Origin of the sequence: Mycobacterium sp. Marseille-P9652 (assembly GCF_902652685.1) — a bacterium.
Classification (GTDB): Bacteria; Actinomycetota; Actinomycetes; order Mycobacteriales; family Mycobacteriaceae; genus Mycobacterium.
Genome location: NZ_CACRUY010000091.1, coordinates 1 through 12,442 on the forward strand (window position 1 = coordinate 1; position 12,442 = coordinate 12,442).

Consider the following 12,442-nt stretch of genomic DNA (forward strand, 5'->3'; position numbering starts at 1 on the left):
CTTGGCACACCAGATCCAAAAACTCTCGCCGCACCGCCCTCGAAAACGGATAACCACTCGGCATGGCAACTCCTCAAAACAACGGATGTTGCACTGACCGTATGAATCCGCCCGGCGTGTCGTCGCAATCGTTTACGTGTCGTGGTTTGCGATGAGGCCGATCAGCCCTCGGGCAGGCCGAGATAGCGCTGGACCGTCGGTCCGAGCCAGTCCACGATCTCGTCACGGGTCATCTCGGCGACGGGCGGTAGCCGCAAGACGAAGCGGCACCACGCCATTCCCAGGATCTGGGTCGCGATGAGCCCGGCCCGAGTTGCCGCCTCTCCCTCCGGAGCCAGCGAGGCCACCAGCGGTTCGAGCTGGGCGCCGAAGATCTCGTGCATCCGCTGTGCCGCGTCGGCGTTGGTCGCGCTGGAGCGCAGCAGGATCACCAGCGGCTCGTCGCCCTCCCAGCGGTCGAGGAAGTGCCGCACCAGCGACCGCCCGACCTGCCCGCGGTCGATCGCCGTCAGGTCGGGGAACCGCAGGTCGAATTCCGCCGCCGCGGCAAACAATTTGTCTTTGCTGCCGTAGTAGCGCATCACCATCGCCGGGTCCACCCCGGCGTCGGCGGCGATAGCGCGGATGGTGGCGCCCTGGAAGCCGGCCGTCCCGAATCGCTCGCGGGCGGCAGAGAGGATGGCCGCCTTGGTTCGCTCCGATGATCGCTTCATGTCAACGATTGTAGGCCAACAAGTGTTGACTTATGCGCCGCGCCGCGCCAGCATGAGGGTATGCCAACAAGCGTTGACTTACGCCTCGAGAGGAGATCCTCATGAACGACACCGATGTCCTGGTCGTGGGCGCCGGTCCCACCGGCCTGACGCTCGCCGCCTCGCTGATCGCGCGCCGAATCCGGGCGATCGTGGTCGACAAGCAGCCCGCGGGGGCCAACACTTCCCGGGCGGCCGCCGTCGCCGCGCACACGTTGGACATCCTCGACGACCTCGACGTGGCCAGGCGCATGGTCAACGCCGGGCTCATCGCGCCGCGGTTCACCATGCGCAACGGCCGACGGGTCCTGGTCCCGATCGACTTCAGCGCGCTGCCCACCGCACACCCGTACACGCTGATGCTCTCCCAGGCCGACACCGAGCGGCTCCTCCTGGAACGGCTGCACGAACTGGGCGGCTCGGTGCTGCGGCCAAAGACCCTGACCGCCCTCGCCCGGCACGCGGACGGCGTCACGGCCACCTTCGACGACGGCAGCACCGTCACCGCCTCCTACGTCGTGGGCGCCGACGGCATGCACAGCACGGTCCGCGACCTCGCCGGGATCGGCTTCTCCGGCGGGGAATACGCCGAATCGTTCACGCTCGCCGACGTCCGGGTCACCGGCGAGGCGCCCCGCGACGAGGTGGTCCTGTTCTGCGCCAACGAGGGCTTTACCGTGCTGGCGCCGCTGCCCGGCGACATCTTCCGCGTCGTCGCGCCGGTCGCGGACGCGCCGCAGGTTCCGTCGCCCGGCTTCGTGGAGGCGCTGCTCGACAGCCGCGCATTCGGGCCGGGGCGGACCCGGGTCAGCGAGATGGTGTGGGGCACCCGATTCCGTATCCACCACCGGGTCGCCGACAGTTATCGGGCCGGCCGGTTGCTGCTGGCCGGCGACGCCGCACACGTGCACAGCCCGGCCGGCGGTCAGGGCATGAACCTCGGTATCGCCGACGCCGCCGCCCTGGCCGGCGCGCTGTCGGAGGTGCTCAACGGGGGCGCCGACGCGGCGCTGGACGCCTATTGCGCCGCCCAGCGGCGGCGCGCCCAGCGGGTGCTGCGGCTGACCGGGCGCCTGACCCGGGTCGCGACGGTGCCGCGCCCGCTGCGGCCGGTCCGCAACTCGGGGCTGCGCCTGGCCGGGGAGGTGCCCGCCGTGCGGCACCAGCTGGCGCTCCGGCTGAGCGGCCTCGGGTGAAGTCTTCTTCGTGACCGGTGCACCGCCCGTCGCGATCCCGCGACGGGCGCCGACACTGGCGAGGCCCACCTCCCACCGCCATAGCCGACAATCAGGCAAAATGGCCGCATGGACACTGGCGCCACCTCACCGCGGGTCTTGGTCGTCGACGACGACTCCGACGTGCTGGCCTCCCTCGAACGCGGGCTGCGCCTGTCCGGTTTCGAGGTCTCCACGGCGGTCGACGGCGCCGAGGCGCTGCGCAGCGCGACCGAGACGCGTCCCGACGCGATCGTGCTCGACATCAACATGCCCGTGCTCGACGGCGTCAGCGTGGTCACGGCGCTGCGGGCCATGGACAACGACGTGCCGGTGTGCGTGCTCAGCGCCCGCAGCTCGGTCGACGACCGGGTCGCCGGACTGGAGGCCGGCGCCGACGACTACCTGGTCAAGCCCTTCGTGCTGGCCGAACTCGTCGCGCGGGTGAAGGCCCTGCTGCGCCGCCGCGGCGCCACCGCCACGTCGTCGTCGGAGACCATCACGGTGGGTCCGCTGGAGGTCGACATCCCGGGCCGCCGGGCCCGTGTCAACGGAGTCGACGTCGACCTGACCAAGCGGGAGTTCGACCTGCTGGCGGTGCTGGCCGAGCACAAGACCGCTGTCCTCTCGCGGGCCCAACTGCTCGAGTTGGTCTGGGGTTACGACTTCGCCGCCGACACCAACGTCGTCGACGTCTTCATCGGCTACCTGCGCCGCAAGCTGGAGGCCAACGGCGGCCCCCGGCTGCTGCACACCGTCCGCGGAGTCGGGTTCGTGCTGCGTATGCAGTGATCCCCGCGCCACCGCCATGAACCTGCTTTCCCGGATCGTTGCCCGCACGCCGTCGCTGCGGACCCGGGTGGTGCTCGCGACGGCCATCGGCGCCGCGATTCCCGTCCTGATCGTCGGCACCGTCGTGTGGGTCGGCATCACCAACGACCGCAAGGAGCGCCTGGACCGTCGCCTCGACGAGGCCGCCGGATTCGCGATCCCGTTCCTGCCGCGAGGACTCGACGAGATCCCGCGCTCGCCCAACGACAACGACGCCATCATGACCGTCCGCCGCGGAAACCAGGTCAAGTCGAACTCCGACGTCACGCTGCCCAAGCTCAACATCGACTACGCGGACACCTACGTGGACGGGGTGCGCTACCGCGTGCGCACGGTGGAGATCCCCGGCCCGGAGCCGTCGTCGCTGGCGGTGGGGGCGACGTACGACGCCACCATCGCCGAGACCAACAACCTGCACCGGCGGGTCATGCTGATCTGCGGGTTCGCCATCGGGGCCGCGGCCGTATTCGCTTGGCTGCTGGCCGCATTCGCGGTGCGGCCATTCAAACAGCTTGCGCAGCAGACTCGTTCGATCGATGCGGGCGACGAGGCGCCGCGCGTCGAGGTGCACGGCGCCAGCGAGGCCGTCGAGATCGCCGAGGCGATGAGGGGCATGCTGCAACGGATCTGGGACGAGCAGAACCGCACCAAGGAGGCGCTGGCCTCGGCGCGCGACTTCGCCGCCGTCTCGTCCCACGAGCTGCGCACGCCCCTGACCGCGATGCGCACCAACCTCGAGGTGCTCTCCACTCTGGACATGACCGAGGACCAGCGCAAGGAGGTGCTCAACGACGTCGTGCGCACCCAGTCGCGGATCGAGGCGACGCTGAGCGCCCTCGAACGGCTGGCGCAGGGCGAACTGTCGACATTCGACGACCACGTCCCGGTGGACATCACCGAGTTGCTCGACCGCGCCGCCCATGACGCCATGCGGGTGTACCCCAACCTCGACGTCTCGCTGGTGCCCTCGCCGACCTGCATCATCGTCGGGTTACCCGCGGGCCTGCGCCTGGCGGTCGACAACGCGATCGCCAACGCGGTCAAACACGGCGGCGCGAGCCGAGTCCAGCTCTCGGCCGTCAGCTCGCGCGAAGGGGTCGAGATAGCCGTCGACGACAACGGCAGCGGGGTGCCCGAAGAGGAACGCGAGGTCGTGTTCGAGCGGTTCTCGCGCGGGTCGACTGCCTCCCATTCCGGGTCCGGCCTGGGTTTGGCGCTGGTCGCCCAGCAGGCGCATCTGCACGGCGGGACGGCAGCGCTGGAGAACAGCCCGCTGGGCGGCGCGCGGCTCGTGCTGCGCCTCCCGGCTCCCAGCTAGTGCTTGCGGGTGCTCTTGCTCCAGGGCGTGAAAAGCGCACGCGCGGCTGACTCTTCGTTCTTGAACCAGACTTGCGCGACGGTGAGGTCGTATGTCGCGTCGTCGGGTGTGTAGTACAGCCTGGTGTCGGTGCGGCCCTTGACGGTCCATCCCGACGGGCCGCCGCCCTCCGGGGTCGCGCGAGCGGAGCCCGGGCCGAACGGCTCGTACGGCAGCTTCGGGCGGCGCTTGGCGGGCGACACCTTGGCGGCCGGCATCCTCTTCGTCGGCGCGGCCTTCGCCGCGGGCGCTTTCTTGTCCGGCCACAGTTTGGCCGGTGGGGCCTTCTTGGCGGGGGCCACTTTGCCCGGCGGGACTTTCCTGGGTGGGACCTTTCTGGCGGGCGGGGCCTTCTTGGCCGGCGCCTTGCCGACCGCCGGAACCTCTTGCTTACGAGCCGGTTTGGCGATTTCGGTGGTCGGCGCCTCGTCGGCGTCCCGGGTCTTCCTGCGCAGCAGCCGGGCGAAGAAGGGGACCTTCGCCGTCGGCGCTTCTTCGACGACCGGGGTTTCGACCGAAATCTGCTCGGTCGGCGGTTCGTGGTCGATGAGAGCCGTCGTGACGGTCGCATCATCGTCCACTGGACTCGCCGGCAGGGGTTCGTCGACTGCGGGCTTCTCACTCGTCAAGGGTTCGGCGGCCGACGCGTCGTCCTCGGCTGCAGGAGCGGGTTGCTGTTCGACTTCCCATGCCGGGGTGGCGAGGAGCGTTTCGTCCGCCGTGGCTTCCGGGCCTGTCGTCGTTTCCGCTTCGACGGGGACGTGTCTTGTGGCGTCGTCCTCCATCGCGATCGCCGATGGTTCGTCGGCGACGGGCACTTCGTGCGTCAGCGTGCCGGCGCTCGCGACCAACTCCTCGTCGGCCGGGACTTCCGACGTCAGCCACCGCGGGCCCGGCGTCGGTTCATCCTCGACGGGCAACTCATGCCCTACCGTGCCGGCAGTCGCAACCAATTCCTCATCGGCCGCGACTTCCGACGCCAGCCACCGCGGGCCCGGCGTCGGTTCATCCTCGACGGGCAACTCATGCCCTACCGTGCCGGCAGTCGCAACCAACTCCTCATCAACCGCGACTTCCGACGACGGCCACTGAGGACCCGACGTCGGTTCATCCTCGACGGGCAACTCATGCCCTACCGTGCCAGCAGTCGCAACCAACTCCTCATCAGCCGCGACTTCCGACGACGGCCACTGCGGACCCGACGTCGTTGCCGCTTCGACGGGGACATGCGTTGTGGCCTCGTCCTCCCTCGCGATCGCCAAGGGGTCGTCAGTGACGGGCAACTCGTGCGCCAGCGTGCCAACGCTCGCGACCAACTCCGCCTCGGCCTGGACTTCCGACGTCAGCCACTGCGGGTCCGGCGTCGGTTCATCCTCGACGGGCAACTCATGCCCTACCGTGCCGGAAGTCGCGACCAACTCCTCATCAGCCGCTACTTCCGACGACGGCCACTGCGGACCCGACGTCGTTGCCGCTTCGACGGGGACATGCGTTGTGGCCTCGTCCTCCCTCACGATCGCCGAGGGGTCGTCAGTGACGGGCAACTCGTGTGCCAGCGTGCCAACGCTCGCGACCAACTCCTCGTCGGCCGGGACTTCCGACGACGGCCACTGCGTAGCGGCGGACGTCTCCGCTTCGACGGGCACCTGCGTTGTGGCCTCATCCGCGGTCGCAATCTCCGACGGCCCATCTTCGACAGGCAACTCGTGCCCCACCGTGCCGGCAGTCGCAACCAACTCCTCATCAGCCGCGACTTCCAACGACGGCCACTGCGTAGCGGATGCCGTCTCCGCTTCGACGGGCAACTCGTGCCCTACCGTGCCGGCAGTCGCGACCAACTCCTCATCAGCCGCGACTTCCAACGACGGCCACTGCGGCCCGGATGCCGTCTCCGCTTCGACAGGCACATACGTTGTGGCCTCATCCGCGGTCGCAATCGCCGACGGCCCATCTTCGGCAGGCAACTCGTGCCCCACCGTGCCGGCAGTCGCGACCAACTCCTCATCAGCCGCGACTTCCAACGACGGCCACTGCGGCCCGGATGCCGTCTCCGCTTCGACAGGCACATTCGTTGTGGCCTCATCCGCGGTCGCAATCGCCGACGGCCCATCTTCGGCAGGCAACTCGTGCTCCACCGTGCCGGCAGTCGCAACCAACTCCTCATCCGCGGTCGCGATCGCCGACGGTCCATCATCGACGGGCAACTCGTGCCTGCCGCCAGTCGCAACCAACGGCTCGTCAACCGTGGCCTCCGGCGGCGGCCACTGCGGACCCGTCGTCGGTGCCGCTTCGACGGGCACCTGCGTTGTGGCCTCGTCCTCTATCGCAATCGCCGACGGCCCATCATCGACGGGCAACTCGTGCCTGCCGGCAGTCGCAACCAACGGCTCGTCAACCGCGGACTCCGGCGACGGCCACCGCGCACCCGACGTCGCTTCTGCTTCGACGGGAACGTCCGGCGCGGGCGCCTCGTCCACCGAAGGCGAGGCAGCTGACTCGAGCGCGGCGGGAGAAACGGTCGACGGCGTCTCGTGCACTTCCGTTACGGGCGGTTCCTCGTCGATGGGAACCGGGGAAGGCATCCGGTCACGGGCGGGAGCAGTGGGTCTGAGCAGATCGAGCACGGCCGTGGCTTCCGGGGTCGGCCATTGCGGAGCCGCCACCCTGTCGTCGTCGACCGAACGTTCATCACCGACTGCCACCGGCGATGGCGAGTCCTCCGGCCCAGGGGTGAACAACTCCTCCACGGCCGTGGCCTCCGTCGTGGGCCACTGCGGAGCCGCCACCGTCTCGTCGACCGACCGTTCATCACCGACTGCCACCGGCGACGGCGAGTCCTCCGGCCCAGGGGTGAACAACTCCTCCACGGCCGTGGCCTCCGTCGTCGGCCACTGCGGAGCCGCCACCGTCTCTTCGTCGACCGACCTTTCCTCGCCGGCGGATACCGGCGACAACGAGTCGTGGTGGGCCGCGTCATCGGTCGTGACGACTTCGCGGGCAACCGTCTCCGGCGCTTGCGACCGTCCTCGGATGAATGTCGACGCGATGTGCCGTCGGACGGGTCGCACCAGCAGCGCCGAGGTCAGCGCCAGGCCCATCACAAAGGACAGGACCAGCAGCCACCAGTGCACCTGGATCACCGTCCTCCGTCTACCCCGAGCACGTTCACGTTAGCCGGGGCCCGCTGGTCAGAGGCGCGTTTCATCGCAACACGGGCTATCGCGCAGGCCGCCGCCGAGCCGGAGACGAAGGCGATCAGATAGCACAACCACTGGATCAGGAAGTCCATGTGTTATCCCCTTAGCTCACAACGAGTTCGACTCGACGGTTTTTGGCGCGGCCGTCCATCGTGTCGTTGGCCGCCACGGCGTTGGCCGAACCGAGGCCCTTGACGACGAGTTGGCCGCCGCCCACCCCGTGAGCGGTGAGGTAATCGGCGACGGTCTGGGCGCGTTGGGTGCTCGACGACAAGTTTGTCGCTTGGTTGCCCAGATCGTCGGTGTAGCCGTTGACCGTCACATGCGCCGACGGGCAACCCTTCAGCCTGACCGCCACCTGGTTCAGGAGTTGCTCCTCGGCCGGGGTCAGGGTGAACCCGTCGTTACCGAAGGTGATCGGGCCGCCGGTCGCGGTGTTCACCGCCGACTGCAGATCCGCACACGTGCCACCGTCGGGCGTCGGCACGCCATTGATGCCGACACGGTCAACGACATTCAGATTCGACCAGATGCGCTTGGCGTCGCTGTCGATGGTGCTTTTTTGGTCTTGACTTCCGGCTGTGCCGGTGAGCGTAATGGTGTCCGCATTCACGGTCATCGTGAAGTCAGGAATCGACGCGCTGTCCTTGAACACCGGTTCGGAGTTGAAGAAGGCGAGCGCGACCACGTTCGGGTTGATACGGGTCTGGTCGACGATATTGATCCCGGCAGGCAGTGAGCCGTTCAGCGCCTTGACCAACGCCGCTCTCGCGAGGTCGTCGGGCAACTCACCGCTCAGGGTTATGTCGCTGCCCTTTCGGGCGATCGAAATCGGGGCCAACGACAACTTCTGATCGCTGACGTTCGCCGAGCGCGTCAGCGTTGGCACGGTGTCACCCGGCCCTGTCATCGCGGCCGGCCGGTCCAGCGCGCCGTACCCGATCACGGCCAGAAAGAACGGAATGGCCAACAGGCCAATCACCCACGGTCGGCCCAACGACCGCCGAAACAATTCCCGGGTCTCCCCCGGCTCAGCAGTTGCGTCCACGCGACGCAATCCGACCCCTGAATCCACGATCGCCCCCTCAAGCAATCTGTGCCCGCATTCGTTGCCGGGCCGCAGGATATGCAGCCTACCGAGTCGAATACGGGCGAAGTCTCAAGTCGGGCACACTGGAGCGATGGGCAACGGCAACAAACCGACCGACAGCGAGACCCTGGCACACATCCGCGAGCTCGTCGCGGCCGAGAAAGCTCTGCGTGAACAGGTGCAGCACGGCGATATCAGCACGTCAGAGGAGCACGACCGCCTGCGCAGGGTGGAGGTCGAACTCGACCAGTGCTGGGACCTGTTGCGGCAACGCCGGGCGCTGCGCGACAGCGGCGGCGACCCGCGCGAGGCGGAGGTCCGCCCGCCCGACGAGGTCGAGGGCTACCTGAACTGAGCGCGCGTGCGGCCGACGTCGACGCGGTGATCGTCGGTGGCGGCCACAACGGCCTGGTCGCGGCCGCTTATCTGGCACGGGCGGGCTTGCGCGTGCGGCTGCTCGAGCGTCTTGGCCAGGTCGGCGGGGCCGCCGTCTCGGTGCGCGCCTTCGACGGGGTCGACGTCCGGCTGTCGCGGTATTCGTACCTCGTCAGCCTGCTGCCTCCCCGCATCGTCGCCGACCTCGGTGCCGACGTGCGCGTGGCCAGGCGCCCGTACTCGTCGTACACGCCGGACCCGGCCACCGGCGCACGCACCGGGCTGTTGATCGGGCGGCCAGGCGGGTTCGCCGCGGTGGGCGCGGAGGGCGACGAGCGGGCTTTCGCGGACTTCTATCGCCGCGCGCGGCTGGTGACGGTCCCTCTGTGGCCCACCCTGCTCGAACCGCTGCGCACCCGGGCGCAGGCGCGGGCCCTGGTGAGCGCCGACCGCGACGCCGCCGCCGCGTGGCGGGCCATGACGGACGAGCCCATCGGCCATGCCATCACGGCCGCGGTGGGCAGCGACCTGGTTCGCGGGGTGATCGCGACCGACGCGCTGATCGGGACGTTCGCCGCCCTCGACGACGCGTCGCTGGCGCAGAACGTCTGCTTCCTCTATCACGTGCTCGGCGGCGGCACGGGCGACTGGGACGTCCCCGTCGGGGGGATGGGTGCGCTCACCGCGGCCCTGGCCACCGCCGCGGCCGGTCACGGCGCCGAAATCATCTGCGGCGCAGAGGCTTACGAAGTCCGGCCCGATGGCTTGGTGCGTTACCGCGTGGGCCACGACGAGCACTCGACCCGCGGACGGTTCGTCCTCTCCGGCATCACACCGGCCGCCCTGGCGGGATTGTTGGGTGCAGCCCCGCCACCGCGCGCCGAGGGGGCGCAGGTCAAGGTCAACATGGTGGTGCGGCGGCTCCCGGCCCTGCGCGACGCCGGCGTCGCCCCCGAGCAGGCGTTCGCCGGCACCTTCCACGTCAACGAGACCTACGCCCAACTGCAGACGGCCTACGCGCAAGCGGCCGCCGGGCACCTGCCCGACCCACTCCCGTGCGAGGCCTACTGCCATTCGCTCACCGACCCGAGCATCCTGTCGCCCGGATTGCGCCACTCGGGCGCGCACACGATGACGGTGTTCGGGCTGCACACCCCGCATTCGCTGTTCGGCGCCACCGACCCGGCCACGCTGCGCGAACGGCTGACCGAAGCGGTGCTCGCGTCGCTGAATTCCGTTCTCGCCGAGCCCGTTGAGGACCTGTTGCTGAGCGACGCGCAGGGCCGGCCGTGCATTGAGACCACCACCACCGACGACCTGCACCGCACGTTGGGGATGACCGACGGCAACATCTTCCACGGTGGCCTGACGTGGCCCTTCGCCGAGGACGACGACCCGTTGGACACCCCGGCGCGGCGCTGGGGCGTGGCGACCGCCCACGAGCGAATCCTGATGTGCGGCTCGGGGGCTCGTCGCGGCGGGGCGGTGTCGGGCATCGGCGGTCACAACGCCGCGATGGCGGTGCTCGCTTCGTTGTGACGGTCACCGCGAGAGTGCGCAGTTGCACGGCGTCGACGGCGTGTCCCCATACGAACACGCACGCTCGCGCCGCCGAATACTACCGCGCGTCGAGTCCTTTGTAGTCGCGCTCGGTGTACCCGGTGTAGATCTGGCGCGGGCGGCCGATCTTGCTGTCGCCCTCGTCGTGCATCTCGCGCCAGTGCGCGATCCAGCCGGGCAGCCGGCCCAGCGCGAACAGCACGGTGAACATCCGGGTCGGGAAGCCCAGCGCCCGGTAGATCAGACCGGTGTAGAAGTCGACGTTCGGGTACAGCTTGCGCTCGATGAAGTAGTCATCGGTGAGGGCGGCCTCTTCGAGCTCCTTGGCGATGCTGAGCAGGTCGTCGTCGCCGCCGAGCTTGGCGAGGATCTTGTCGGCCTGCTCCTTGACGATCCGGGCGCGCGGGTCGTAGTTCTTGTAGACCCGGTGGCCGAAGCCCATCAGCTTGACGCCGGCCTCGCGGTTCTTGACCTTGCGGACGAACTCGCTGACGTCGTCGTCGCTCTCGCGGATCTTCTCGAGCATCTCCAGCACGGCCTGGTTGGCGCCGCCGTGCAGCGGGCCCCACAGCGCGTTGATGCCGCCGGAGATCGACGTGAACAGGTTGGCCTGCGACGACCCCACCAGCCGGACCGTCGACGTCGAGCAGTTCTGCTCGTGGTCGGCGTGCAGGATGAGCAGCATGTCCAGCGCCCGCACGATCTCCGCGTCGACGTCGTAGGGCTCGGCCGGCAGGCCGAACGTCATCCGCAGGAAGTTCTCCACCAGGCTCAGCGAGTTGTCCGGGTAAAGGAAGGGTTGCCCGACCGACTTCTTGTAGGCGTAGGCGGCGATGGTGGGCAGCTTGGCCAGCAGCCGGATCGTCGACAGGTCGACCTGCTCGGCGTCCATCGGGTCCAGTGCGTCGGGGTAGTACGAGCTCAGGGCGTTCACCACGCTGGACAACACCGGCATCGGGTGGGCGTTGGGTGGGAAGCCGTCGAAGAAGCGCTTCAGGTCCTCGTGCAGCATCGTGTGCCGCTGGATCCGGTGGGTGAACTCGTCGAGCTGCTGCTTGTTGGGCAGCTCGCCGTAGATCAACAGGTAGCTGACCTCGATGAAGGTCGACTTCTCGGCCAGCTGCTCGATCGGGTAGCCGCGGTACCGCAGAATCCCGGCGTCGCCGTCGATGTAGGTGATGGCGCTCTTGGTGGACGCGGTGTTCACGAAGCCGTTGTCGAAGGTCGTGTAACCGGTCTTGGACAACAGCGAACCGAGCGCAATGCCGTCAGCCCCCTCGGTGGCGCTGACGATCTGCAGATCGATCTCGCCACCCGGGTACTTCAGAGTTGCGGTGTCGTCGGTGTCGGCCACGAGAACCCCTTTGCGCTCTGGCTGAAATGGCTGCCCTGACTCAGTGTGCTTATGACTGAAGGTAGTCGTTATCGCGACGGTGCGCCTGCCCGGGGTCGGGTCTGCCGACGTTCCTCAGCAATCCATCAGGTCGCCCGACATGAGCCTGCGAATTTTCCGCGGCAACCTGCTGGTGGAGGCCATATCCTTGGGCCAGTTGGGGTTCGGGCCCCTTGGATCGCTGGTGCTGGCATGGCGGCTGGCATTGTGTGCGGGTCGTGCGGCACGGATGTGCGAGGAAGCGCCAAGTTCTGTGGCGTGTGCGGTGCCCCGACTGCGGTTTCGGGTGACGCGGCCGAGTACAAGCAGGTGACGGTCTTGTTCGCCGACGTGGTGCGGTCCATGGACATCGCCGCCGCGCCCACGGTGAGGATGTCGACTACCGCGACTATCGGGATCGCTACCGCGCGCTGGCGGAATCGCTGGGCTACGAAGGGCATCTCACATGGGCCGAGGCGATGTGACTGTCGGCTAGGGCAACCCGTTCAGCCCGGGTAGGCCGAGCAGCACGATCGTGCCGCCGGTGCCGGCGATGCCCGCGGTCAAGCCAAGCCCGGCGTTGCCGCCGTTGCCGCCGGCGCCGAGGATCACTCCTAGACCGTTGCCGCCGTTGCCGCCGTTGCCGCCGGTCGTTAGGCCGGCGCCGCCGGCGCCGCCGGCACCGCCACCGCCC

Annotated in this window: 11 protein-coding genes and 2 pseudogenes; 6 read left to right on the forward strand and 7 right to left on the reverse strand. The window is 68.7% G+C overall.

Features of this window, described 5'->3' with window-relative positions:
* Window positions 1-161: 161 nt before the first annotated feature.
* Window positions 162-713 (reverse strand): TetR/AcrR family transcriptional regulator, encoded by a 552-nt coding sequence (locus tag GPY60_RS25455; protein WP_156690471.1) that lies wholly within the window; start codon window positions 711-713, stop codon window positions 162-164.
* Window positions 714-814: 101 nt separating this feature from the next.
* Here GPY60_RS25455 and GPY60_RS25460 point away from each other — a divergent pair, with 101 nt between their 5' ends.
* The 3 genes from GPY60_RS25460 to GPY60_RS25470 all read left to right on the forward strand — a co-directional run bounded on the left by GPY60_RS25460 (window position 815) and on the right by GPY60_RS25470 (window position 4,115).
* On the forward strand, window positions 815-1,948 hold the full coding sequence (locus tag GPY60_RS25460) for an FAD-dependent oxidoreductase (RefSeq protein WP_156690472.1): 1,134 nt from the start codon (window positions 815-817) through the stop codon (window positions 1,946-1,948).
* A 108-nt stretch (window positions 1,949-2,056) separates the two neighbouring features.
* Window positions 2,057-2,758, forward strand: coding sequence for a two-component system response regulator PrrA (gene prrA, locus GPY60_RS25465; protein ID WP_068233786.1), 702 nt, complete (start codon window positions 2,057-2,059; stop codon window positions 2,756-2,758).
* Window positions 2,759-2,774: 16 nt separating this feature from the next.
* Window positions 2,775-4,115, forward strand: a complete 1,341-nt coding sequence (locus GPY60_RS25470) for a HAMP domain-containing sensor histidine kinase (RefSeq protein ID WP_156690473.1) — start codon at window positions 2,775-2,777, stop codon at window positions 4,113-4,115.
* On the opposite strand, the gene arfC (GPY60_RS25475) is transcribed toward GPY60_RS25470, so the two are convergent.
* From arfC (GPY60_RS25475) to arfA, 4 genes and pseudogenes are all read right to left on the reverse strand, one after another.
* Entirely contained in the window at window positions 4,112-6,736 is a 2,625-nt protein-coding gene (gene arfC, locus GPY60_RS25475) for a channel accessory protein ArfC, sunset domain variant (protein ID WP_444850868.1), read from the reverse strand. The two genes, GPY60_RS25470 and arfC (GPY60_RS25475), sit on opposite strands and share 4 nt — an antisense overlap.
* A 477-nt stretch (window positions 6,737-7,213) precedes the next feature.
* A pseudogene (arfC, locus tag GPY60_RS27850) lies at window positions 7,214-7,294 on the reverse strand (channel accessory protein ArfC); the annotation flags it as partial.
* Entirely contained in the window at window positions 7,291-7,443 is a 153-nt protein-coding gene (gene arfB / locus GPY60_RS26785) for a channel accessory protein ArfB (RefSeq protein ID WP_197283835.1), read from the reverse strand. The gene arfB and the pseudogene arfC (GPY60_RS27850), both read right to left, overlap by 4 nt.
* An 11-nt stretch (window positions 7,444-7,454) precedes the next feature.
* Entirely contained in the window at window positions 7,455-8,321 is an 867-nt protein-coding gene (gene arfA / locus GPY60_RS25480) for a channel-forming protein ArfA/OmpATb (RefSeq protein ID WP_231639829.1), read from the reverse strand.
* A gap of 211 nt (window positions 8,322-8,532) precedes the next feature.
* Between arfA and GPY60_RS25485 the strand changes: the two genes are divergently transcribed.
* Window positions 8,533-8,796 (forward strand): DUF2630 family protein, encoded by a 264-nt coding sequence (locus tag GPY60_RS25485; RefSeq protein ID WP_156690475.1) that lies wholly within the window; start codon window positions 8,533-8,535, stop codon window positions 8,794-8,796.
* A gap of 26 nt (window positions 8,797-8,822) precedes the next feature.
* The gene (locus GPY60_RS25490; RefSeq protein ID WP_156690476.1) at window positions 8,823-10,355 is read left to right on the forward strand and encodes a phytoene desaturase family protein; all 1,533 of its coding nucleotides are present in this window, start codon (window positions 8,823-8,825) and stop codon (window positions 10,353-10,355) included.
* Between the two features lie 79 nt (window positions 10,356-10,434).
* Here the strand turns inward: GPY60_RS25490 and GPY60_RS25495 are convergent, their stop codons facing one another.
* A complete protein-coding gene (locus GPY60_RS25495) occupies window positions 10,435-11,730 on the reverse strand; it encodes a citrate synthase (RefSeq protein WP_156690477.1) in 1,296 nt (431 codons plus the stop codon).
* 231 nt (window positions 11,731-11,961) lie between these two features.
* Here GPY60_RS25495 and GPY60_RS27805 point away from each other — a divergent pair.
* Window positions 11,962-12,129 (forward strand): annotated as a pseudogene (locus GPY60_RS27805) (zinc-ribbon domain-containing protein); the annotation flags it as partial.
* Between the two features lie 111 nt (window positions 12,130-12,240).
* Here the strand turns inward: GPY60_RS27805 and GPY60_RS26790 are convergent.
* The coding region (locus GPY60_RS26790; RefSeq protein WP_197283836.1) for a hypothetical protein at window positions 12,241-12,442 on the reverse strand (202 nt) is incomplete at its 5' end.

What these genes read in the sequence shown, in the direction of transcription:
- prrA (WP_068233786.1), top strand. Translation starts at nt 2,057, where the DNA reads ATGGACACTGGCGCCACCTCACCGCGGGTCTTGGTCGTCGACGACGAC.
- arfC (WP_444850868.1), bottom strand. Translation starts at nt 6,736, where the DNA reads ATGCCTTCCCCGGTTCCCATCGACGAGGAACCGCCCGTAACGGAAGTG.
- GPY60_RS25470 (WP_156690473.1), top strand. Translation starts at nt 2,775, where the DNA reads ATGAACCTGCTTTCCCGGATCGTTGCCCGCACGCCGTCGCTGCGGACC.
- arfB (WP_197283835.1), bottom strand. Translation starts at nt 7,443, where the DNA reads ATGGACTTCCTGATCCAGTGGTTGTGCTATCTGATCGCCTTCGTCTCC.
- GPY60_RS25460 (WP_156690472.1), top strand. Translation starts at nt 815, where the DNA reads ATGAACGACACCGATGTCCTGGTCGTGGGCGCCGGTCCCACCGGCCTG.
- GPY60_RS25485 (WP_156690475.1), top strand. Translation starts at nt 8,533, where the DNA reads ATGGGCAACGGCAACAAACCGACCGACAGCGAGACCCTGGCACACATC.
- GPY60_RS25455 (WP_156690471.1), bottom strand. Translation starts at nt 713, where the DNA reads ATGAAGCGATCATCGGAGCGAACCAAGGCGGCCATCCTCTCTGCCGCC.